The organism is Caulobacter sp. Root343, assembly GCF_001425745.1.
Classification (GTDB): domain Bacteria; phylum Pseudomonadota; class Alphaproteobacteria; order Caulobacterales; family Caulobacteraceae; genus Caulobacter.
In genome coordinates, this window is sequence record NZ_LMDF01000005.1 from 239,027 (window position 1) to 260,704 (window position 21,678).

At 72.4% G+C, this 21,678-nt stretch carries 20 protein-coding genes; 7 read left to right on the forward strand and 13 right to left on the reverse strand.

The window, feature by feature from the left end; translation table 11 throughout:
- Positions 1-27: 27 nt before the first annotated feature.
- From ASC70_RS05205 to ASC70_RS05220, 4 genes are read left to right on the forward strand one after another with little or no spacing between them, the layout of a single operon-like run.
- Positions 28-627, forward strand: coding sequence for an RNA polymerase sigma factor (locus ASC70_RS05205; RefSeq protein ID WP_200939243.1), 600 nt, complete (start codon positions 28-30; stop codon positions 625-627).
- Between the two features lie 8 nt (positions 628-635).
- The gene (locus ASC70_RS05210) at positions 636-1,265 is read left to right on the forward strand and encodes a zf-HC2 domain-containing protein (protein ID WP_056047108.1); all 630 of its coding nucleotides are present in this window, start codon (positions 636-638) and stop codon (positions 1,263-1,265) included.
- On the forward strand, positions 1,262-2,563 hold the full coding sequence (locus tag ASC70_RS05215) for a S8 family serine peptidase (RefSeq protein ID WP_200939242.1): 1,302 nt from the start codon (positions 1,262-1,264) through the stop codon (positions 2,561-2,563). Before ASC70_RS05210 ends, ASC70_RS05215 begins: the two co-directional genes overlap by 4 nt.
- A 7-nt stretch (positions 2,564-2,570) precedes the next feature.
- Positions 2,571-3,260: a TorF family putative porin gene (locus ASC70_RS05220; RefSeq protein ID WP_255355013.1), complete on the forward strand. Its 690-nt coding sequence runs from the start codon at positions 2,571-2,573 to the stop codon at positions 3,258-3,260.
- 224 nt (positions 3,261-3,484) lie between these two features.
- On the opposite strand, the gene ASC70_RS05225 is transcribed toward ASC70_RS05220, so the two are convergent.
- From ASC70_RS05225 to ASC70_RS05255, 7 genes are all read right to left on the reverse strand, one after another.
- Complete coding sequence (locus ASC70_RS05225) at positions 3,485-5,212, reverse strand: ATP-binding cassette domain-containing protein (protein WP_056047113.1); 1,728 nt, start codon at positions 5,210-5,212, stop codon at positions 3,485-3,487.
- Positions 5,209-5,934 carry a TylF/MycF/NovP-related O-methyltransferase gene (locus ASC70_RS05230; protein WP_056047122.1) on the reverse strand — a complete coding sequence of 242 codons (726 nt, stop codon included), beginning with the start codon at positions 5,932-5,934 and terminating at the stop codon, positions 5,209-5,211. The genes ASC70_RS05225 and ASC70_RS05230 overlap by 4 nt, the downstream gene beginning before the upstream one ends.
- Positions 5,931-7,319 carry an O-antigen ligase gene (locus ASC70_RS05235; RefSeq protein ID WP_056047124.1) on the reverse strand — a complete coding sequence of 463 codons (1,389 nt, stop codon included), beginning with the start codon at positions 7,317-7,319 and terminating at the stop codon, positions 5,931-5,933. Before ASC70_RS05235 ends, ASC70_RS05230 begins: the two co-directional genes overlap by 4 nt.
- A 73-nt stretch (positions 7,320-7,392) precedes the next feature.
- On the reverse strand, positions 7,393-7,635 hold the full coding sequence (locus tag ASC70_RS05240; protein WP_056047127.1) for a hypothetical protein: 243 nt from the start codon (positions 7,633-7,635) through the stop codon (positions 7,393-7,395).
- A 109-nt stretch (positions 7,636-7,744) separates the two neighbouring features.
- Positions 7,745-8,704, reverse strand: coding sequence for a transketolase family protein (locus ASC70_RS05245; protein WP_082539864.1), 960 nt, complete (start codon positions 8,702-8,704; stop codon positions 7,745-7,747).
- Positions 8,697-9,551 (reverse strand): transketolase, encoded by an 855-nt coding sequence (locus ASC70_RS05250; protein WP_235519256.1) that lies wholly within the window; start codon positions 9,549-9,551, stop codon positions 8,697-8,699. The genes ASC70_RS05245 and ASC70_RS05250 overlap by 8 nt, the downstream gene beginning before the upstream one ends.
- Positions 9,548-10,678 (reverse strand): DegT/DnrJ/EryC1/StrS aminotransferase family protein, encoded by a 1,131-nt coding sequence (locus tag ASC70_RS05255; protein ID WP_056047130.1) that lies wholly within the window; start codon positions 10,676-10,678, stop codon positions 9,548-9,550. Before ASC70_RS05255 ends, ASC70_RS05250 begins: the two co-directional genes overlap by 4 nt.
- Before the next feature lie 107 nt (positions 10,679-10,785).
- On the opposite strand from ASC70_RS05255, the gene ASC70_RS05260 reads away from it, so the two are divergent.
- The 3 genes from ASC70_RS05260 (at position 10,786) to ASC70_RS05270 (ending at position 14,663) form a co-directional block, all read left to right on the forward strand.
- Positions 10,786-12,012, forward strand: coding sequence for a glycosyltransferase family 4 protein (locus ASC70_RS05260; RefSeq protein ID WP_056047133.1), 1,227 nt, complete (start codon positions 10,786-10,788; stop codon positions 12,010-12,012).
- A 69-nt stretch (positions 12,013-12,081) separates the two neighbouring features.
- Positions 12,082-13,434 (forward strand): hypothetical protein, encoded by a 1,353-nt coding sequence (locus ASC70_RS05265; RefSeq protein WP_056047134.1) that lies wholly within the window; start codon positions 12,082-12,084, stop codon positions 13,432-13,434.
- Complete coding sequence (locus tag ASC70_RS05270) at positions 13,431-14,663, forward strand: oligosaccharide flippase family protein (RefSeq protein WP_056047137.1); 1,233 nt, start codon at positions 13,431-13,433, stop codon at positions 14,661-14,663. The genes ASC70_RS05265 and ASC70_RS05270 overlap by 4 nt, the downstream gene beginning before the upstream one ends.
- A gap of 189 nt (positions 14,664-14,852) precedes the next feature.
- On the opposite strand, the gene ASC70_RS05275 is transcribed toward ASC70_RS05270, so the two are convergent.
- From ASC70_RS05275 to ASC70_RS05300, 6 genes are all read right to left on the reverse strand, one after another.
- Positions 14,853-16,076: a glycosyltransferase family 4 protein gene (locus ASC70_RS05275; protein ID WP_056047139.1), complete on the reverse strand. Its 1,224-nt coding sequence runs from the start codon at positions 16,074-16,076 to the stop codon at positions 14,853-14,855.
- Positions 16,077-16,101: 25 nt separating this feature from the next.
- Positions 16,102-17,238 (reverse strand): non-hydrolyzing UDP-N-acetylglucosamine 2-epimerase, encoded by a 1,137-nt coding sequence (gene wecB / locus ASC70_RS05280; RefSeq protein ID WP_056047141.1) that lies wholly within the window; start codon positions 17,236-17,238, stop codon positions 16,102-16,104.
- On the reverse strand, positions 17,235-18,353 hold the full coding sequence (locus tag ASC70_RS05285; RefSeq protein WP_056047145.1) for an NAD-dependent epimerase/dehydratase family protein: 1,119 nt from the start codon (positions 18,351-18,353) through the stop codon (positions 17,235-17,237). Before ASC70_RS05285 ends, wecB begins: the two co-directional genes overlap by 4 nt.
- Positions 18,340-19,380 carry a polysaccharide biosynthesis protein gene (locus tag ASC70_RS05290; RefSeq protein ID WP_056047150.1) on the reverse strand — a complete coding sequence of 347 codons (1,041 nt, stop codon included), beginning with the start codon at positions 19,378-19,380 and terminating at the stop codon, positions 18,340-18,342. The genes ASC70_RS05285 and ASC70_RS05290 overlap by 14 nt, the downstream gene beginning before the upstream one ends.
- A gap of 75 nt (positions 19,381-19,455) precedes the next feature.
- The gene (locus tag ASC70_RS05295; protein WP_056047153.1) at positions 19,456-20,574 is read right to left on the reverse strand and encodes a glycosyltransferase family 4 protein; all 1,119 of its coding nucleotides are present in this window, start codon (positions 20,572-20,574) and stop codon (positions 19,456-19,458) included.
- Positions 20,571-21,677, reverse strand: coding sequence for a glycosyltransferase family 4 protein (locus ASC70_RS05300; RefSeq protein WP_056047154.1), 1,107 nt, complete (start codon positions 21,675-21,677; stop codon positions 20,571-20,573). The genes ASC70_RS05295 and ASC70_RS05300 overlap by 4 nt, the downstream gene beginning before the upstream one ends.
- Position 21,678: the final 1 nt, after the last annotated feature.

Genomic DNA, 21,678 nt, shown 5'->3' on the forward strand with positions numbered 1-21,678 from the left:
ACTCACGATCGGAAGCGAGATGAGACCGTGAACGTCAGGAGCATCGGAATAGGCCCGCGCGAGACCTCCAGGGCAGCGCCCTCCATCAGCGACGCCGAGCTCGTCGCGCGGATCCGCGCGAAGGACGTCACCGCGTTCGAGGCGCTCTACCGCATCTATCACCCCCGGCTGACGCGGTTCCTGATCAACCTGATCCACCGCCCGACCCTGGTCGAGGAGGTGCTGAACGACACGCTGATGGTGGTCTGGGAGAAGGCCGACACCTTCAACGGGACCAGCAAGCTGTCGACCTGGATGTTCGGGATCGCCTATCGCAAGGCGATGAAGGCGCTGCGCAAGCAGGACGAGCCGATCGACGATCCGGCCGCCGAGCAGCGTCCCAGCCTGGACCCGACGCCGGAGGACGACCTGGGACGAAGCCGCGCCCAGGTCCTGTTGCAACAGGCGATCGAGGTGCTGTCGCCGGAACATCGGGCGGTCGTCGAGTTCACCTATTTCCATGAAATGGGCTATCGAGAGATCGCCGAAATCATGAAGTGCCCGGTGGACACCGTGAAGACCCGCATGTTCCACGCCCGACGCTATCTCAGACGCCAGCTGGCGGGCGAACTGCCGGACTGGCTGTAGGATTTCCCATGACCCAGATCTTCAACCTCCAGGACGCTAGGCACCAGCAGGCCCAAGGCCTGCTGCCCTGGTACGTCAACGGAACCCTCGACCCCGCCGAAGCGAGCGCGGTCGAAAAGCACCTGACCGAATGCGAGGAATGCCGCGCCGACGTCGAGCACGAGCGCGCCCTGAGCCATGAAGTCGCCCACCTGCCGCTGGACGTCGAGCACGGCTGGGAGCGGATGCGCGCCCAGCTGGAAGGCGGCGGCCGCGCGGACGGTCGCGCTGCGGCCCCGGGCCTGCTGCGTCGCCGCGTTCCCCTGGGCTGGGTTCTCGCGGCCCAGGCCGCGTGCCTGGCCGTGGTGGTCGGCGGCGCCCTGCTGATCCCCTCGCCCGTGCGCACCTATCGCGCGCTGGGAGCCTCCACGCCGCCGGTCAACGGCAACATGGTGGTGATCTTCAAGCCGGAGATTTCCGAGTCGGCCCTGCGCGGCGCCCTGCGCGGCGTCGGCGCCCGGGTGGTCGACGGCCCGACCACCGCCGACGCCTATGTGCTGCACGTGGACGCCGCCCGCCGGCCCGAAGCCCTGGCCCATCTGCGCGCCAATGGCGACGTCACCCTGGCCGAGCCGATCGACGGAGACCCCAAGCCGTGAGCCCGCGACGCTCCGCAGCCGGCTGGGGCGCGCTGGTCGGCGCGTGCCTGCTCGCCGTCGCGAGCGTGACCCCCGGCCTGGCCCAGACCCCCGCGCGCACGGTGACCCCGCCGCCGGCCGTCACCGCGAACGCCACGCCGGGCGACGTGCTGGTCATGCTGCGCCTGGCTCCCGAACACTATCGGCCCGGCGCCGCCTATGGCGGAAGCTACGGCGACCGCTTCTCGCGCGGGGCCCGCAAGCGCACGGCCGAGTCGATCGCCCGGCGGTACGGCCTGGCCCTGGTCGGCGAAGGCTGGCCCATGCCGCTGGTCGGGCTGGACTGCTACGTGATGCGCGCGCCCCAGGGCCAGGCGGCGGAGGTCGCGGCCGCCCAGGTCTCGCACGACCCCCGCGTGGCCTGGTCCGAGCCGCTGCGGATCTATCGCACCCAAGGCAGCTACGACCGGGAGAACGACCCGCTGTTCGCGGCGCAGCCGGCCGCCGCGGCCTGGCGGCTGGCCGACCTGCACAAGGTCGCCACCGGCAAGGGCGTCAAGGTCGCGGTCGTCGACAGCAAGATCCAGGTCAACCATCCCGACCTGGCGGGTCAGTTCGTCGCCGACCAGGACTTCGTGGCCGACCGCCCGGCCGCGCCCGAACGGCACGGCACCGGCGTCGCCGGCGTGATCGCGGCCAAGTCCGGCAACGGCCTGGGCATCTCCGGCGTCGCGCCGGGCGCCCGGCTGATGGCCCTGCGCGCCTGCTGGCAGGTCGACAACGGCTCGGCCTCCTCGCCCACCCTTTGCGACAGCCTCAGCCTGGCCAAGGCGCTGCACTTCGCGATCGACCATCGCGCCGAGGTGATCAATCTCAGCCTGACCGGCCCGCAGGACCGCCTGCTCACCGCCCTGATCGCCGTGGCCGCCAGCCGCCGGATCTCGGTGGTGGCCGCGTTCGATCCCGGCCAGCCCAGGGGCGGGTTTCCGGCCTCGGAGCCCGGCGTGATCGGGGTGGCGGCGGAATCCTTGGCGACGCTTCCGCCCGGCGTGTACAGTGCGCCCGATCGCGACGTACCGACCACCCAGCCGGGGGATAAATGGAATCTGGTCAACGGCAGTTCGTATGCGGCGGCGCACGTCAGCGGTTTGATCGCCCTTGTTCGTGAAGGCCGTGCGTCCAGTTTCCCGACCCTGCTCGTCGCCTCCCGCCCGCAAGGCGGCGTCGTCGACGCCTACGCCACGGTGCTCCGAGGAATCGGCGGCTGCACCGGCGCCTGCGCCCTGGCCGCGCGCAGCGCGCAAGCCAGCACCCGCTAGCGCCCTTCTGGCCGCCCTGCTGGCTAGCCTTTTGGCCGCCAGCCTCGCCACCCCCGCCCTCGCCCAGGTCTCGGGCGGCGTCGCCGTCCAGAGCGACTACCGCCTGCGCGGCTACTCGATCAGCGACGGTCGCGCGGTCGGCGTGCTGGACCTTTCCTACGACCACGCCTCCGGCCTCTACGCCAACGGCTCGGTGATCGGCGGCAAGGGCCGGAGCGGCGACCTGGACGTGGTGGGCCTGATCGGCAATGTCGGCTATGCGCGCCGGCTGAACGACCGCCTGACCCTCGACACCGGCGTCGTCCAGACCAGCCGCATGCAGCACTACAGTCCGAGAACGACGGGCCGGTACACCGAAGGCTATGTCGGCCTGAACGCCGGCGACCTTTCGGCGCGGATCAGCTATTCGCCCAACTATCTGCGCCACGGCGTCAAGACCCTGTACGGCGAGATCAACGCCGGCGTCGACACCGTCGCCCAGCTGCGCCTCGACGGCCATCTGGGCTATCTGGCCTGCGTGGACGCGCCGGCGGGGCAACGCTGCACCGACCGGATCGTCTGGCGGATCGGGGCCTCGCGGCGGTTCGACCGCCTGGAGCTGCAGGCCGCCCTCACCGGGGCCGAGGCGCCCGGCGGGCGAGACCTTCGCCTGGACGGCAACCCCGCCCTGACCTTCGGCGCCAGCTGGACGTTCTAGGGCTAGAGTTGGAGCCAATCGACATTATCGCGAGTCGAATTTACCCGCCTTCCTGGGCCTTGTGCCCAGGACCCAGGGTTCAGCTTCAGCGGAATTGAGGCTGAGTTCACGGTCTTTCGGCCGCGCAAAAAGCAGAGACTCCCCGCCTGCCTCGAACATGGGTCCTGGGCACGAGGCCCAGGAAGGCGGTGGGATTTGTACCCCAGGATGAACGTCGACTGCCTCTAACCCGCCATGACCGCCGGCGCGCGCCGACGCAGCCGCAGATCCGGAAAAGTCAGCAGGTGATCGCACAGCGCCAGGCTCTCGGCGCGATGCGACACCATCAGGATCGTCGTCGCCGGCCGCAGCTGGTCAAGCCGCGCCAGGATCGCCCGTTCGGTCGCCACGTCCAGGGCGTTGGTCGCCTCGTCCAGGATCAGCAGGCCGGGCCGGCGCAGCACCGCGCGCGCCAGGGCCAGGCGTTGCCGCTCGCCGGCCGAGACCCGCGCGCCGCGATCGCCGACCGCGCCGTCCAGGCCCAGCCGCGCCAGCAGGTCGCCGGCCTGGGCCAGGGCCAGCGCCTCGACCATCTCGGTCTCGGTCGCGTCGGGACAGCCCCAGGCCAGGTTGCGGCGCACCGAGCCGTCGAACAGGAACGCCTCCTGCGCCACATAGGCCAGGCGCTCGCCCCGCCCGTCGCCGACCGCCAGCCGTCCGGCCTCGGGGACCAGCAGGCCGGCCACTAGGTCGAGGAAGGTGGTCTTGCCCACGCCCGACCGCCCCACCAGCCCGACGAACGCGCCGGCGGGGATGACCAGGCTCTGGCCCTCCAGCAACGGCATGGCCGCGCCCGGAGGACGATAGGTCACGCGGCGCAGCACCACGGCCTCGCCGACGGCGCACGGCGGCGCCGGCGCGGGATCGTCGACGGCGGCGTCGCTGAGCGACCGCTCCAACGCCCGGACCACGGCGTAGGCAGGCAGGCTGTGCAGCACCTGCTGGACGCCCTGCTGGGCCAGCTGGGCCGGACCGCTCATCCGCGCCAGCACCAGCAGCAGGGCCAGCAGCACCGGGGCTGGCAGGCGCAGCCAGGCGACGCCCGCGACCAGCACCGCCGCCCCGATCGCTGCGGCCAGCCCGGCCGCGACGCCGCGCAGCGCGGTCTGCTGGCCGGCGAAGTCCAGCCGGTCGCGGATCGCGGCGCCGGACGCGCGGCGATATTCGGCCACGAAGGTCTCCTGCAGCCGCTCGGCCCGGGCCAGTTTCAGCCCGCCCAGGAACGCCGAGGCCCCCTCGGCCATGCCGAAATGGGCGTCGGTGATCGAGCGGCCCAGGGCCCGGGCCCGCGTTAGGAACGGGCGGCTGGCCAGGGCGGCCAGGCCGGCGAAACCGAACGCCACCGCCCCGCCCAGCGGCGTCAGGCCCAAAGCCAGCACGCCGAGGCCGACCAGCATGGCCAGGGCGGTCACCGCCAGCAGGGCCGAGTGGGCGGCGATGCCGATCTGGTGGATCTCGACGCTGAGCGCCTGGGTCATCCGCGCCTGGCTGACGCCGACCACGTCACGCCAGCGGGCGTCGGCGATCCGCCGGACCAGTCGCAGCCGGATCGACTCGACGAAGGCCATCTGCAGGGCGTTCAGCCGCCGGTCGCGCCAGGACAGCACCAGGCCCCGGACCGCCATCAGGGCCGCGAAGGCCGCCAGCAGGAGCAGCAGGCGCTGGGTCTGGTCGAAGCGTCCCAGCACCGGCGCCAGCCTCGACATCACCGGTCCGTCCAGGTCGCGCCCCGGCGTCAGGACCAGACCCAGCAGCGGAACCAGCAGCAGCAGGCCGATGCCCTCGAACACCGCTCCCAGCGCCACCAGCGCCGCGGCGGCGGCGGCCCGCCAGCGCGCGAAGGCCAGGAAGGCGCGGACGAAGGCGACCAGCCCGGCGTCAGGATCCTCGCGCGGCCCCGGCGCGGCGCTCATCCCGCGCCCTGCTTGACGACCAGCACCTGGCCCCAGGGCAGGCCGATCACGGTGTCGGGCCGGGCGGCGAAATAGTCGGCGAACACCTGGCGCACGCCCGGGTCGTCGTAGTCGTCGCCCAGCAGCATGCCGCCGGGGCTCAGGCGCGGGTGGAAGAACTCCAGCCCGGCGCGGGTGCCCGTGGGCAGGTCGAGGTCGAGATGGACGAACGAAAAGGTCAGCGCCTCCAGCCCGAGGGCGGAGCGGGGAAAGAGGCCGGGATGCAGCAGCACGCCCGGATAGCTGGCCAGCAGCCGTTCGACCTCGAGCCGCTGACCGTGGACCGCGCCGAAATGGGCGCGCACGGCCTCCAAGTCGGGGTTTGGCTCGGTATCGGCGTCGGCTGAATGCTCGTCCTGCAGGGTCTCGAACACGTCGAACAGGTGCAGCGGCGTCCGCCCCTTGGCCTCGCAGATCAACCGCGCGCTGCCGCCCATCAGCACCCCGGCCTCGGCCATCACGCCCGGCAGACGACGGGCGGCGGCGACGCAGATCTGGATCTGCAGGGCGGCGGCGTCGTTCATCAGCAGCGCCGTCCGCCGTCGGGTCTCACCGATCGCCTCCAGGGCCGGGCGCCATTCGGCCGCCAGGGGGGTTTGGATCGAACCGCGCGTCGCCAGCAGGCCGCGCAGCAGCGCGCCCGGCGACAGGCGTTGGCGCAGGCGAGGTGGGCCGAGGCTCAAGGCCGCGCCTCCACGCTCGAAGGCCGATCGCGGGCGGCGGCGATCAGCTCCACGCACGCCACGGCGAACAGGGCTCCCAGCAGCGGCGTGCGCAACGGATAGTCGACCAGGCTGGAGATCATCAGGATCAGGGTCACCGTGGCGGCGGCCAGGGCCATCGCCCGCCGGCGGCCGCCACGGTCGGGGCCGGCGGCCGGGCCGCGTCGCGTCGCCCGCCAGACGGCGCGCGCCCACCATCCGGCGAACCCCGCCAGAAGGGCCAGGGCCGGAACGCCGCCCTCGATGGCCAGTTGCAGTGGCTCGTTGTGGGCCTGGTTCATGTAGATGGTCGAGAGCAGGGCCCGGGGCTCGAACTGGCGATAGACCCCGTCGAAGGTTCCAAAGCCCGCCCCCAGGGGCATGAAGGCCTTGGCCGTGGTCAGCAGCGGCTGCAGCATGGCCAGGCGGGTCTCGCCGGCGATGTCCGAAGGCGCCAGTCGGCCGACGGCCCCGCCCCGGGCGATGGTCAGGGCCAGTCCGGCCGTCACGAGCGACAGCCCGCCGACGGCGATCAGCCGGGCGACGCGGCGCGCGGGCCACAGGCGCTGGCCGGTCGCGCGCCAGGCCAGCGCCGCGCCGCCCAGGCCGATGGCTCCCAGCACGAGGCCCATCCGCGAGCCCGTGGCGACCAGGGCGACCAGCAGGAACACCATTGTCGTGGGCGCCAGGACCAGCACCAGCCGGCGGTCGGCGCCGTCGCGAAGTCGGAGGCCCGCCAGCACGCCGGTCAACGGCAGGGCGCAGGCCATCAGCGCGGCCTGGTGATTGCGATTGGCGAACAGGCCGACCGCCGCGTCCTGCGAGGTCTCGCGATAGAGGCGCAGGCCGCCCGCCGCGACCTGGGCCAGGCCCAGCAGGCCGCTCAGCACCGCCACCGCCACCACCGCGGCGGCCAGGCGCGTGCGCCCTCGGAAGCCCAGGTGCAGCGCCGCCAGGGCCGCCGCCGAGGCCGGCAGCAGGGCGGCCAGGGCGTTCAGGGTCAGGTCGGGGCTCAGGCTGAGCGGCCGCCAGCCGACGGTTCCCGAGGCCTCGGCGATCCGGGCGTAGGCGTCGTGGCCCGGCAGTCCGGCCCAGACGCCGGGCGGCAGCGGGACCAGTTGCAGCAGGAGCAGGGCGTAGGCCGCGCCGACGGCGGCCAGGACGCCGGCGTGGCGGCGGAGGATCGCCAGGTCGAGCGGCCAGAGGGTCGCGCCGATCGCCAGCAAGGCCAGGCAGCGCACCAGCGCCTGCTGGACCTCGTCATGCCGCGAGGCGCCGCCGGCCAAGGCTAGGCCCAAGCCCAGCCCTCCGGCGATCAGCCCGCGATAGGCGGAGCCGTGAATCCACGATGGCGAGCCTCGGTCCACGCATCCCTCCCTGAAACCCGCCAGGCCGGCAAAGGGCGGCGACCTCGCGATCGCCGCCCCGGACGCCAGCCCCTTAGGAGCTGGCGGCCTTGCTGTCGTGCTTGCTCAGCGCCAAGGCGCCGGCAACCACGGCCGCGACGGCGACACCAACCACGACGGTAGTCGAGGTGGCGGCCGCCCCGGCGCTCGGAGCGATCCCGCTGGCGGCGGCCAGCGAGAGCTTCGAGGCCGGATTGCCCGCCTTCCCCGCGGCGAGCGCGGGAAGCGCCACCATGGAGAGGGCGGCCGACACGGCCAGGAGATGTGTCAAACGCATCTACAGAGCTCCTCATCGGATACAGGTCTGGATCGCCAGAGGGCCGAAACCCCCTGGCGAAAAGCGTGCGCACGCTCCGGGGGTGCGTTCCCCTGGAGGCGAGCGACGTTCACGCGCCGACGAGATTTCGTTCGCTCTCGAGCGCGCGGACGGCGTGGCCGTCCAGCATGGCCCGCAGGCGCGCGGCTGCCGCGTGGCGGTCGAGGCCGTAGTGGGCCCGCAGATGGGCCTGGTCGCCGACCTCACTGGGATAGAGGTCGCGCAGGCCGATCCGGCTGAAGCCGCGCGGGGCGACGCCGCCCTCCAGGCAGGCCTCGGCCACGGCGCCGCCCAGGCCGCCGACGATCGAGTGTTCCTCCAGGGTCAGCACATAGGGACAGGCGCGCGCCGCGGCGCGGACGCCCTCGACGTCGAACGGCTTGAGGGTGTGGACCTCGACCACGCGCACCCCGACGCCCTCGGCCGCCAGCAGCTCGGCGGCCCCCAGGGCCTCGCTGAGGATCCCGCCGACGGCGAAGATCACAGCGTCGTCGCCGTCGCGGACGGTCCGGACCCGGCCCAGCGTCACAGGCCCCGGCGCCAGCCCGGCCTGGCCCTTGTCCAGCCGCAGATAGCCCGGCCCGCCGCGCGCGTGCATCTGGCAGGTCAGCACATAGGCCTGCCAAGGGTCCGAGGGGGCCACGACCGTCATCTCCGGCAAGGCCCGCAGGATGGCCAGATCCTCGGTGGCGAAGTGCGACATGCCCAGCTGGCCGTACGAGAACCCGCCGCCGACCGCCACGACCGTCACGTCGGCCCGGTGATAGCAGACGTCGTTGCGCAGCTGCTCCAGGCACCGCAGGGTCGGGAAGTTGGCGATCGAATAGGTGTAGGCTCGCGCCCCGGTCAGGGCCATGCCGCAGGCCACGGCGGTCATGTTCTGCTCGGCGACGCCGGCGTTGACATAGGCGTCCGGAAACCGGGCGATGAAGTCGTCGAGCACGCTGAAACCGAGGTCGCCGCTGACCAGCATCACGCGCGGATCCTCGGCGGCCAGGTCGGTCAGCGCCCGGATGAAGCTGTCACGCATCGGCGGTCTCCATCGCGGCTTCCTGATCGGCCAGATCCAGCTCGGCCAGCGCCGCCGCCAGTTCCTCGCCGGCCGGGGCGCGGTAGTGCCACAGCACCTGGTTCTCCATGAACGAGACCCCCCGCCCCTTGACCGTATGGGCGATGACGCAGGTGGGGCGGTCGTCGAGCGCGGCCGCCGCGAACGCCGCCTTCAGCGCGGCGTGGTCGTGGCCGTCCAGCTCGGCGACGCTCCAGCCGAAGGCCCGCCACTTGTCGGCGAACGGCTCCAGGCCGAGCGTGTCGGCGATCGAGGTCAGGGCCTGCAGCTTGTTGTAGTCGATCACCGCGCACAGGTTGGACAGCCGGTGATGGGCCGCGAACAGCGCCGCCTCCCAGTTCGAGCCCTCGTCGCACTCGCCGTCGCTGAGCGCCACATAGACCCGCTGCCGGCCGCCCATGCGCCGCAGCTGCAGGGCCATGCCGGTACCGACGCCCAGGCCGTGGCCCAGCGACCCGGTCGACACCTCCACCCCCGGCACGCCCTTGTGGTTGACGTGGCCCGACAGCACCGAGCCGTTGCGATAGTGCGTCTCCAGCACCGACAGCGGCATGAAGCCGCGCTCGGCCAGGGCCGCGTAGACGCAGGCGCCGGCGTGGCCCTTGGACAGGATGAACCGGTCGCGGTCGGGCCAGGCGGGGTCGGCGGGATCGACCCGCAGCACCTGCCCGTACAGCACCGCCATGATGTCGGCCAGCGACAGACCCGAGCCGACATGCGAGCTCTTGCCCGAGGCGCACATGCGCACGACGTGACGGCGCAGGCGCCGCGCCAGGGCCTCGGTTTCGAGAGGCGCCGCGGCGCTCACGCGAAGAACTCGCGCACGCAGGCGATCACGCGGTCGACCTGGCCGTCGGTCAGCAGGTGGTTCATCGGCAGCAGCAGCGAGCGGGCGAAGAACCGGTCGGTCTTCGGCAGGTGCTGGTCGAAGCCCAGGTTGCGGAACTGGTGCAGGCCGATGCCGCCCCACTGCACGATCGTGCCGATCCCCTGGGCCGCCAGGTGGGCGCGCAGGGCGTCGCGGGCGTCGCAGCAGACCTCGTAGTTCTGGAAGATGTCGAAGCGGTTCGACGCCTCCGGCCCCGGCGGCAGGTCGAGGGCGGCGATCCCGGCGAAGGCCTCGTGATAGCGGGCCGCGACTTGGCGGCGGCGGGCGATGGCCTCGTCGTAATAGGTCAGCTTGTAGGCCAGGATGGCGGCGTGGAGATTGTCCAGCCGCGCGTTGGAGCCCCAGGTCTCGACGTCCTTCGAGATGGCCTTGTCGCGGCCGGCTCCGTGGTTGCGCATGGCCCGCACCGTCTCGGCCAGGTCGTCGTCGTCGGTGACCAGGGCCCCGGCGTCGCCGAAGCAGCCCAGGGTCTTGGACGGATAGAAGCTGAACGCGCCCCAGGCGCCGAAGCGGCCGGCCACCCGGCCGTCGAGGCGCGCGCCCAGGGCCTGGGCGGCGTCCTCGTAGACCGCCAGCCCGTGCTCGGCGGCGATCTCGAGCAGCGCGTCCATGTCCGACACCCGGCCGTTGACGTGCACCGCCATGATCGCCCGGGTTCGCGGGGTGATCGCCGCGCGCACCGCGTCCGGATCGACCAGCCAGTCGTGCTCCGACAGCTCGACCGGCACCGGCCGCCCGCCCGCGTGATGGATCGCCTGGGCCGCCGCCACGAAGCTGTGGCCCGGCAGGATCACCTCGGCGCCGCGCTCCAGGCCCGAGGCCCGCAGGCCCAGCAGCATGGCGTGGGTGCAGTCGGAAACGCCGATGACGTGACGGACGCCCAGATACGCGGCCAGGGCGGCCTCGAACCCGTCGACCGCCGACTGCAGGATGAACCCGCCCGACGCCGCGGTCTCGTGCAGGATGCGCCCGAACGTGTCCGCCCGTTCGGCGTAGAGGGCTTTCCAATCAAAGAATGGAACCAGAGGACCGCCTTGGGAGCACATACCACGCGCCGCCTTGTGATGAGCGAGGCGGTCGCCCCGCCGAATGTCGATAGGTGCGCCTTTCCCTGGGCCCGGTTCAAAGAGCCGCCCCGTCAGAGATCTTTCGAATGCGCATCCTGTACCTGACGCAGTGGTTCGACCCCGAGCCCAACATCCTGAAGGGGCTGGCGTTCGTCCGCGCGCTGGAGGCGGCGGGACACCAGGTGACGGTGGTCACCGGCTTTCCCAACTATCCCACGGGCCGGCTCTATCCGGGCTATCGGATGGGGTGGCGGCGGCGCGAGGTCATCGAGGGCGTCGAGGTCGTTCGCCTGCCGCTCTATCCCAGCCACGACGCCTCCAGCCTGCGCCGGTCGCTGACCTTCCTGTCGTTCTTCCTGTCGGCCCTGGCCTATGGCCTGCTGAGGCGGCGGCGCTACGACCTGGCCTATGTCTACCATCCGCCGATCACGGTCGGCCTGGCCGCGGCCCTGGCCGGCTGGGTTCGCGGCCTGCCGTTCGTGCTGGACGTCCAGGACCTGTGGCCCGACACCATCGCGGCCACCGGCATGGCCGGGGCGGGCCGACTGGTCGGCGTGCTGGGCGTGGTCTGCGCCTTCGTCCATCGCCGCGCCGCCGCGATCGTCGTGCAGTCAGAGGGGATCCGGGCGGCGCTCTTGGCGCGCGGCGTGCCGGCCGCCAGGCTGACCACGATCCGCAACTGGGCCGACCTCCCGGCCCCCTCGCCCGACGCCTCGCAGCCATCCGCAGAGGCCGACCCCGCCGTCTTCACCCTCGCCTATGGCGGCAATCTCGGCCGGGCCCAGGGGCTGGAGACCGTGATCGAAGCCGCCGCCCTGCTGCAGGCCCGGCGGCGGGACATCGCGATCGTGCTGCACGGCGAGGGCGTCGAGGCCGAGCCTCTACGAGCGCAAGCCGTCGCCGCCGGCGTCGACATCGTGCGGTTCGAACCACGGATCTCACCCCGGGCCATCGTCGAGGTCTTCACCCGAGCCGACGCCCTGCTGATGTCGCTGGCCGACGATCCGCTGTTTCGGATCACCATCCCGTCGAAGACCCAGTTCTACCTGGCGATGGGCCGGCCGGTCGTCGCCGCCGTCGCGGGCGAGGCGGCCGAGATCCTCGCCCGGTCCGGCGCCGGCCTGGTCGCCCCGCCCGGCGACGCGGCGGCCCTGGCGGCCGCGATCGAGGCTCTGGCCGACACCCCGCGCGCGCGCCGCGAGGCGATGGGCCGCGCGGGCCAGGCCTATTATCGCGACCACCTGTCGTTCGAGCGCGGCGTCGATCGAACCCTTCGGGTGCTGGAGGGTACTCACGCCCAGGAACGACCCTGAGCCCTCCCCATCTTGACCGAAGTCCCCGTCCCTCTCCCGTCCCGGCCGAAGGTCTCGCGCGCGGTCCCCGTGGTGACGCCGAAGGGAACCGCCACGCGGCTGCCCCTGGTCCTGGTGATGGCCTATCTGGTCGCGACCTTCGCCCTGTTCCTGCTCTGGCCGATCAACTGGCCGATCTACCATGCCGACGACTGGCTCCGGCTGATCGGCTACATGGTCCTGTGCCTGGTCGTGGCCGGCGTCTGCGCGTTCGCCGGGTCGGCGGGCGACACCCGGGTGAGCGGACCCCTGCCGATGCTGCCGGCCCTGCTGGCGGCCGGCGCGGTGGTGGCCGCCCTGCTGCTGATCCCGACCAGCTACGCCTATACCGGCCGTCCGCCCTGGGAGGCCATGGACGCCCTCCGCGACCAGGGCGGCGCCTATCGCCGCCTGCAGACCCAGCTGCTGGCGACCACCGGCCAGCGCAACGCCATCGTGGCCTTGCGCGCCTTTTCCGCCCCGCTCACCTACCTGGTGCTGCCGCTGGGCGTGACCCGCTGGACCACGATCGGCTGGACCAGCCGGGCGGCGGTCGTCGTCACCGTGCTGTGCTCGATCGTCTTCTCGATCATGCGCGGCACCGACAAGGAGATCGCCGACCTGTTCGTGGTCGGCGTCGCCGCGGCCTTCGTCTCGTTCGGCCGCAGCCGGGTGCTGGGCCACCAGGGCTTCCAGCTGGTGCGCCGCTACTGGTCGTGGGGCCTGGTGGCGCTGGTCTTCCTGTCGTTCGCCCAAGGGCTGTTCATCGAGCGCAAGGACCAGCGCCTGGGCGGCTTCATCAACCGCTCGGTGGTCTGCGCCAACAACAGCCGCATCTGCGCCGACCTGCAGAGCCCGTGGATCGCCTGGCTGCCCCTGCCCCAGCGCTTCGGGGCCACGGTGTTCATCCTGTCGACCTGCTCTGGCTATTACGGCCTGGAGCTGGCGCTGGAGAAGCCGTTCGACACCGCCTTCGGGGCCGGTCACTCGCCGGCGTCGCTGTCGGTCTACGAGGCGGTCACCGGCGACCCGTCGCTGCACCTGCGCACCTACACCTACCGTAACGGCGGCGACCACTGGTCGGAGGAGTACTACTGGTCGACCCTGATGGCGTGGCTGGCCAACGACGTCGGCTTTCCCGGCGCGGTGCTGGTGCTGGGGCTGATCGCCTGGCTCTGGGGCCTGTGGTGGCGCGAGGCGGCCGCGGGCATGAGCGACCCGGCGGCGGTGCTGTTCTGCCTGGCCACGACGATGATGTTCTACCTGCCGGCCAACAACCAGGTGCTGGCCAGCTATGACGGCTATGTGACCCTGACGGTGTGGATCGGGGTGTGGCTATGGCACCGCCGGCGCCACGCGCTGTCGGCGGTGTTGTCCGTCCCCGCAGGACAGCCCCCAGCGTGACACGGATCGTCGCCGTCCTGGGCTTCTTCGGGTTGCGGGTCGCCGTGGGCCTGTTGCTGCTGAAGCTGTCGGCGCGGTTCCTGCCCGTCGCCGGCTTCACCGAATTCTCGCAGTTCCTGGCCTTCGCCGCCTTGCTGAACCTGATGGCCGTGGCCGGCGCCCAGAGCGGGCTGATCCGCCAGGCCGCCGCGGCCGACGACGGCGCGGACCTGGCGGCGACGCGCGGCGCGGCCTTCATCCTGTGGGCCGCCGCCCTGGCCGTGCTGGTCCCGGTGGTCTGGATCGCCGGCGGGCCGATCTCGCACCTGCTCACGGGCGACAGCCGTCACTGGCCGGCGGTGCTGGCCGTCGCCGCCCTGACCCTGCCCTGCGGCGCCGGCCAGATCTGGTGCGGCCTGCTGTCGGGACGCGGCAGGGTGGTCGCCAGCCTCTCGGCCCAGGGGCTGGGCCTGGTGGCCGGGGCCGGCGGGGCGGCCTGGCTGATCGTGCGTGGCCAGCCCATCGCCGCGACCATGGCCTTCGCGGCCGGCGGCCTGGTCACCACCGCCACGGCGGCCCTGCTGAGCCTGAGCCTGAAGATCCCCGCCACCACCTGGCCCGCCGCCCTGGCGCGGGTCCGCCCGCTGGTGCGCTATTCGGCGGCCCTGGCGGCGACCACCGGCTTTTCGGCGCTGATCCTGTTTGGCCTGCGCGCCCACTATCGCGAGGCCTTCGGCCACACCGAGCTCGGCTACTGGATGGCCGCCAACCGGGTGTCGGACATGTCGACCCAACTGCTGGGCCTGTTCATGATCCAGTCGTTCGTGCCGCGCCTGGCCCGCCAGGACGATCCGGTCGCCGCCCGCCGGCTGGCGCTGCGCTTCTGGGCGGCGGGCGCGGCGGGCATGGCCGCGATCGCCATCGTGTTCGCGGCGGGCGCGCGGCCGCTGGTGCACCTGTTCCTGTCGGACGCCTACCTGCCCGCCATCCCGGTGATCCAGACCTACATGATCGGCGACGGCTTCCGGGTCTGGGCCTCGGTGGCGATGTACAGCGCCTTCGCCCAGGGACGGCCGGGACGCTACGCGGCGATCGAGATCGGGGCCCTGAGCCTGATGGCGGTGATCACCGTCGCCCTGGCCGCCGCCGGCGAGACCCGCGCGCCGCAGCTGGGCTATGTCGGCGCCTATGCGGTCGTCGCCGCGCTGGTCAGCCTCACCGTGCTGCGGAGGCCGAAACCGAGGCCCTAGCGGCCAATCGACTTTCATCTGGGGCAGGTCAAAATCACACTGCCTTCCTGGGCCCTGTGCCCAGGACCCATGTTCGAGGCAGGCGTGGAGTCTCTGGGTCCGCGTGGCCGAAAGGCCGTGAACTCGGCCTCACTTCTGGTGAAGCTGAACCCTGGGTCCTGGGCACAAGGCCCAGGAAGGCGGGTAAATTTAGCTCTCGGTGGACGTCGATCGGCCCCAGCCCGCCGCGTCCAGCACCGTCGCCACGGCGCGGCGGACATGGAAGACCGCGTCCAGGCAGAGCGGCGCCGCGGCGCGGACGGCGGCGCGGACCACCGGGTCGGTCGCCAGCCGGGCCGCCGCCGCGCCGAACGCGTCCGGCTGGCCGAACGGAACCCCGACCCCGACGCCATGCCCCTCCAGCACGGCGACGAAGTCGTTGCCGGGCTCGATGGCCGCCACCACCGGCAGGCCGACGCGCAGGTAGTCGATCGTCTTGCTGGGGATGCTGAACGAGGTGACGCCCGGCACGGTGGCCACCAGCCCTACGTCGCAGGCGCCCAGCAGGGCCAGATAGGCGTCGCGCGGCAGGCCGGCCAAGTGCGCCACGTTCCCGCGCCGCGCGGCCTCGGCCCGCACCAGGGGCGCCAGGCGGCCGTCGCCGACGAACAGGAACAGCAGGTCGTCGCCGCTCCGGAGGCGGGCCGCCTGCAGGATCTGCTCGAAGCCGCGCCCTTCCACCATCTGGCCGCCGAACACCGCGATCGGACGCTCGGCGGGCAGGCCGTAAAACGCCCGGACAGCCGCCCGGTCGACGGCCGGGACCGGCGCCACGTCGGACCAGATCGGCGTCACCAGCACCCGCTGGTCGGGCTTCAGCCGCCAGTTGCGCCGCAGGTAGTCGGCATTGCCCGGCAAGGTGCAGACCACGGCCGAGAAGTCGCGCAGCAGGCTCTGCTCCCAGGCGCGCGCGGCGAGGAACGGGAGACCGCCGGGGATTCGGCCGATCTGCCGATGATGGTCGGGAAAGAAGTCCCAGATGAACAGGATGCGCCGCCGGATCCCGGCCTGGCGCGCCCGGGCCAGGACCGGGGCGACCGCCACCGCCGGCGCCCAGGCGATCAGGGCGTCGAAGCCGGCGAGGTCGAACGACCGCCGCGCCGCGCGGCCGGCCCGCAGGCCGCTGAGCACGAACTTGCTGGCCCCGCGCACGATGGCGCCCAGGCCTTCCAGCGCCCGCGCCGGACAGCGTACGACCCGCACGCCCGAAGCGCTGACCAAGGTCTCGTCCCGCGCGCCCGGCGGGGCCGCCCAGTCCAGGTGCAGCACCTCCACGACGTGTCCGGCGGCGGTCAGGGCGTCGGCCAGCTCGGTCGTCATGTACGACTGGCCCGGCCCGGTCGGATACTGCATGCAGACCATCAGGAAGCGCATGGCTTCCCCCGTGGGCCGGAACCGATCACGGCTCCCGCCACACCGTGCGCCGCACGTAGTCGGTGTAGCTGAGGATGGTGCGGACCACCTTGTCGGACACGTTGGGCGCGGCGTAGTCGGCCGGCAGGCGCACCGTGCGCGCCTCGCCACGCGCCTGGTCCTCCAGGATCGCCAGGCCCTGCAGCACACGCTCGGCCCCCAGGCCGGTCATCATCACCGCCCCCTCCTCCATCGCCTCGGGCCGCTCGTGGGCCTCGCGGATGTTCAGGGCCGGGAAGTTCAGGATCGAGGACTCTTCGCTGATCGTGCCGCTGTCGGACAGCACCGCCCGGGCCCCCATCTGCAGGGCGTTGTAGTCGAGGAAGCCGAACGGCTTCATCAGGCGCACGCGCGGGTCGAACGTCAGGCCCAGGGCCTCGATCCGCTTGCGGGTGCGCGGATGGGTGCTGACCACGATCGGCAGGTCGTAGGCTTGCGCCACGGCCCCCAGGGTCTCGACCAGGCCGGCGATCTGCCGGGGAGAGTCGATGTTCTCCTCGCGATGGCAGCTGACCAGGAAATAGCGCTCGGGCTCCAGGCCCAGGCGCGCCACGGCTTCCGACGCCTCGATCCCGGCGCGGTAGTGGGTCAGCACCTCGAACATCGGGCTGCCGGTCTTGACGATGCGGTCGGCCGGGAAACCCTCGGCCAGCAGGTAGTCGCGGGCGATGGTCGAGTACGGCATGTTGATGTCGGCCGTGTGGTCGACGATGCGGCGGTTGGTCTCCTCCGGGACGCGCTGGTCGAAGCAGCGGTTGCCGGCCTCCATGTGGAAGATCGGGATCCGCCGGCGCTTGGCCGGGATCACCGCCAGGCAGCTGTTGGTGTCGCCCAGCACCAGCAGGGCGTCGGGCGTGTGCTCGGCCATGGCCTTGTCGGCGGCGATGATCACCTGGCCGATGGTCTCGGCGGCCGTGTCCCCGGCCGCCTGCAGGAAGCGGTCGGGCTTGCGGAGGCCCAGCTCGTCGAAGAAGACGCCGTTCAGTTCGTAGTCGTAGTTCTGGCCGGTGTGGACCAGGACATGGTCGGTCCAGCGGTCGAGGGCGGCCGTGACGCGGGCCAGGCGGATGATCTCGGGGCGCGTGCCCACGATGGTCATCACCTTCAGTTTTCGGACCGTCATACGGCCGCCGCCACCGTGTCCGGGCGGGCGCGATCGAACACCTCGCTGGCCCAGATCAGCGAGACCATCATGTCGCGGCCGACATTGGTGACGTCGTGCGCCCAGCCGGGAATGGTCTCGACCACCACAGGCGTCTCCGCCGAGGTGCGGACCTCGTGCAGGTCGCCCGTCAGGATGTGGCGGAAGCGGAACAGCGCCTGGCCGTGCACGATCAGGAACTTCTCGACCTTGCTGTGATGATAGTGGCCGCCCCGGGTCACGCCGGGATGGGCCGTGAAGTACGAAACCTGGCCGCTGGACGGCGTCTTCAGCACCTCGGTGAAGCTGCCGCGCGGGTCGGTGTGCGCCACGAGCGGATAGCTGAACGCCTCGGTCGGCAGGGCGGCGACGAAGGTCGCGTACAGCGCCCGCGTCAGGCCCGAGCCCACCGACTGGATCTGGCCCGCCCGGCGGCCCTCGGCGAAGGCGGCGATGATCTCGGCGGTCTCGCCCACGGTGATCTGGCGAACCTGGGCCGGCTCCAGGAAGCCGTGCGCCTCGGGCTGGTTCAGGATCAGGTCGCACCACTGGTCGACCAGGTCGTCCACGTACAGCAGCGACAGCGGCGCGTCGAAGTCGTCGATGCGGATCGGCAGGCCGCGCGCCAGGTTGTGGCAGAAGGTGGCGATGCAGGAATTGTAGTTCGGCCGCGCCCATTTGCCGAAGACGTTGGGCAGCCGGTAGATCGCCGGGCGCGCCAGGCCGGCGGCGGCGAGGTCCATCACCAGCTGCTCGGCGGCGCGCTTGCTGGCCCCGTAGGGCGTGTCGTCGTCGGCGCGCACCGACGAGGCGCAGATCACCAGCGGCCGGCGCCCGCCGCGCGCGATCGCCCCGGTCACCCGGGCGGCGTAGGCGTTGGTCTGGTCGAACTCGGCCGGATCGCGCGGCCGCACCGCCCCGGCCAGATGCACGACCACGTCGGCCCCGGCCAGCAACGCCTCGGCCTCGTCGGTCGGGGTCGTCCGCGAGATCGGGTGGACGACCAGGCCGACCTCGCCCAGCCGCACCACCAGATTGCGCCCGATGAAACCGCCGGCCCCGGTGACGGCGACGACCCGACGATCAGAGCTGGTCATGGGCTTCGCTCCCGTCCACGAAGGCGCGCACGTAGGGCAGGCTGAGCAGCAGGGCCGCCAGCTCGTCGACGTCCAGCCGGCGCGTGTTGTGCGAATTGTAGTCGTCGAACGAGGAGACCTTCTTCTCGCCCTCGCTGACATAGGCGCTGTAGTTGAGGTCGCGGTTGTCGGGGCTGACGCGGTAATAGCCGCCCCGGTCCTCGGCGAAGGCCATCTCCTCGCGGCTCAGCAGGGTCTCGAACTGCTTCTCGCCGTGGCGGGTGCCGATGACGCGGATCGGATGGTCGGGCTTGCCCAGCACCACCAGCACGGCCCGCGCCAGCAGCTCGATGGTCACCGCCGGGGCCTTCTGGACGAACATGTCGCCGTTGGCGCCGTGCTCGAAGGCGTGGAAACAGAGGTCGACGGCCTCGTCCAGGGTCATGATGAAGCGGGTCATCTCCGGGTCGGTAATCGTGATCGGCAGGCCGCGCCGCACCTGGTTCATGAACAGCGGCACCACCGACCCGCGCGAGGCCAGGACGTTGCCGTAGCGGGTGCCCGAGATCACCGTCTGGGCGCCGCGGGCGACGCGCGCCTTGGCGATCATCACCTTTTCCATCAGGGCCTTGGACATGCCCATGGCGTTGACCGGATAGACCGCCTTGTCGCTGGACATGCAGACCACGCGCCGCACGCCGTTGCGGATCGCCGCGTCCAGCACGTTGTTGGTGCCGGCGATGTTGGTGTTGACCGCCTCCATCGGGTGGAACTCGCAGGAGGGCACCTGCTTCAGCGCGGCGGCGTGGTAGATGTAGTCGACCCCGCGCGTGACGCTCTCCATGGCCCGGAAGTCGCGCACGTCGGCGATGTGGTACTTGATCCGCGGGTCGTCGAAGCGCTGGCGCTGGTCTTCCTGCTTCTTCTCGTCCCGGCTGACGATGCGGATCTCTCCGACCGGCATGCGCAGGAAGTGGCGGAGCACGGTCGAGCCGAACGAGCCGGTCCCCCCCGTGATCATCAGCGTGGTGTCGGCGATGTCCTTCATTCGAGTGCGCTTGCGTCTTCCCACCCGCCGATCCGCCGGCCTCGTGGCGTGGGTACCGGGACCGTCAACGACCGTTCATCGCGCCCCGAACTTTAGGACGACCTCGCGATAGAGGCGCCGGGTGCGCGCGGTCGTCGCGTCGGCGTCCTCGGCCAGGGCCAGGGCTTGGGCGGCATGGGCCAGGCGCAGGCGCTCGGCCTCGTCGCCGGCCAGGCGCAGGATCGCCTCGGCCAAGGCCTGCGGGTCGCCGATCGGCGTGGCGACGGCCGCGTCCGGGGCCCAGTCGGCGATGTGGCCGACGCGGGTCCCCACCGTGGGCGCGCCGGCGATGGCGGCCTCCAGCACCACCAGCGGCCCGGCCTCGTGGCGCGAGCTGACCAGCATCAGGTCCGCCGCCTCGACCAGCGGCCGGGTGGCCGCGTGCGGCAGGAAGCCGTGGAAGGTCACCCGCTGGTCCAGGCCCAGCGCCGCGCAACGCCGCTGGACGGCGCCGTCCAGGGTGTCGAGGCCGACGATGTCGAGATGGAAGTCCAGGCCCCGCTCGCGCAGGATCCGCATCGCCCGCAGCAGGGTCTCCTGGTCCTTGACCCGGTTCAGGCTGGCCACGTGCGCCAGCCGCAGCGGCGCGCCCGGCGCGCGGGACCGGGGCGGGGCGGCGGGCCAGCGGTCCAGGGCCACGCCGAACGGAATCCGCGTCGCCTCGACGCCGAACGGCCTGGCCAGGGCGGCCATCGCCTCGCTCTGCACGATCACCCGCCGCGCCCCGGCCAGGGCCAGGCGGGTCCAGAGCCGGCCTCCCAGAGTCAGCCGGGCGCCGTAGCCGATGTCCGCCAGCGCCGAGAGGTCGCCGCCCGGCAGGGTCAGGACCATCGGCGTCCCCGTCACGCGGCCGAAGACGGCGGCGACCGCGCCGGGACCCGCCGCCCAGAAGGCGTGGACGACGTCGAACCGCCCGCGCCGATGCTCGGCCAGCAGGTCGACCAAGGTTCTCAGACGGCGCGGCCGGGCCCCGGCGTTACGCACCCGCGCGCCCAGCAGCGTCCAGTCGCCGGGCGCGGGCTCCTGGCCCAGGGCGAAGACGTGCACCTCGTCCCCCGCCGCGACCAGGCGCTCGATCAGCCACAGCAGGCAGGGAATGACCCTGTGCTCGCCCGACCGGTCGACGCCGCCGGGCACGACCAGGGCCAGCTTCACGACCGCCCCTCCGCCAGGGCCGCATAGACCTCCGCCAGTCGCCGGCCGACCCTCTGGAACGACAGGTGTCGACGGAAGTGCGCGACCACCGCCGCGCGGTCCGGCCGGCGCGCCGCCGCGACCAGCGCCCGCGCGAAGGCCTCGGCGTCGCCGACCGGTACGAGGGTCCCGATCGCGCCGGCGCCGGTCAGGGCGCGGAACGACGGGATGTCGCTGACGACCGGCGTCGCGCCGCAGGCGATGGCCTCGATCAGCGCGTAGCCCGAGCCCTCGAACCGGCTGGTCGACACGAACAGATCGGCGGCGCGGCACAGGGTCTCGATCTCGTCGCGCGGCCGCCGCCCCAGCAGGCGCACGCGTTCGGACAGCACCGGCGACGCCGCGATCCGCGCGCGCACCGCCTCCAGCAGCGGCGCCTCGTGGAAGCAGCACCACAGGCGCAGATCCGGCAGCCGCGCGGCCGCCCGCTCGACCGCGTCCAGCATGGTCAGCGGATCCTTCTTGGCCTGCAGCCGCCCGACCCACAGCACGGCGGGGTCGCCATGCACGCCGCTGGCCGCTCGCGCCGCCGCCTGGTCGCCGGGGGTGAAGCGGGTCGAGGACTCCGGCACGGCGAAGACCGGCAGGTCGCGCCTCAGCCCGGTCCGGGCCAGGATCGGCCCAGCCTGGGCGACGTCGGTGAAGGCCAGGCCCGCGACCTTGGCCAATCCCCAGCGGGCCAGCAGCGGCAGGCGCGGCGCGGCGCTGGCGTGGTCCTGGGCCAGGACGGGCGGGCCCAGGCCGCACAGCACGCGGGTGTGCCAGGCGAAGTCCAGGCCGTTGACGTGGATCACGTCGGGGTTCGCGGCCCGCACCGCCCTGGCCACGCGTCCCGGATCCAGGCCCGTCGGCCGGCCCGGCAGCGCCGCCTCGGCCACGAACCGGTAGCGCACGCCATTGCGGCGCAGCTCGGCCTCACGATGGAACGACTGCACGACGGTGGTCTCGACCCCGGCCTCGGCGACCGCCTCGGCCACATCGCCCAGCGTCGGCCAGGCCGCCAGCAGCGCCTCCGGATCCGGCCGTCCTGACGGACGCACGAGGCTGACATGGACGACGCGCACG

Excerpts from the sequence above, each read along its gene's own strand:
- wecB (WP_056047141.1), bottom strand. The coding sequence starts at position 17,238 with ATGACGGTCCGAAAACTGAAGGTGATGACCATCGTGGGCACGCGCCCC.
- ASC70_RS05240 (WP_056047127.1), bottom strand. The coding sequence starts at position 7,635 with ATGCGTTTGACACATCTCCTGGCCGTGTCGGCCGCCCTCTCCATGGTG.
- ASC70_RS05290 (WP_056047150.1), bottom strand. The coding sequence starts at position 19,380 with ATGAAGGACATCGCCGACACCACGCTGATGATCACGGGGGGGACCGGC.
- ASC70_RS05255 (WP_056047130.1), bottom strand. The coding sequence starts at position 10,678 with ATGTGCTCCCAAGGCGGTCCTCTGGTTCCATTCTTTGATTGGAAAGCC.
- ASC70_RS05285 (WP_056047145.1), bottom strand. The coding sequence starts at position 18,353 with ATGACCAGCTCTGATCGTCGGGTCGTCGCCGTCACCGGGGCCGGCGGT.
- ASC70_RS05210 (WP_056047108.1), top strand. The coding sequence starts at position 636 with ATGACCCAGATCTTCAACCTCCAGGACGCTAGGCACCAGCAGGCCCAA.
- ASC70_RS05260 (WP_056047133.1), top strand. The coding sequence starts at position 10,786 with ATGCGCATCCTGTACCTGACGCAGTGGTTCGACCCCGAGCCCAACATC.
- ASC70_RS05225 (WP_056047113.1), bottom strand. The coding sequence starts at position 5,212 with ATGAGCGCCGCGCCGGGGCCGCGCGAGGATCCTGACGCCGGGCTGGTC.
- ASC70_RS05275 (WP_056047139.1), bottom strand. The coding sequence starts at position 16,076 with ATGCGCTTCCTGATGGTCTGCATGCAGTATCCGACCGGGCCGGGCCAG.
- ASC70_RS05245 (WP_082539864.1), bottom strand. The coding sequence starts at position 8,704 with ATGCGTGACAGCTTCATCCGGGCGCTGACCGACCTGGCCGCCGAGGAT.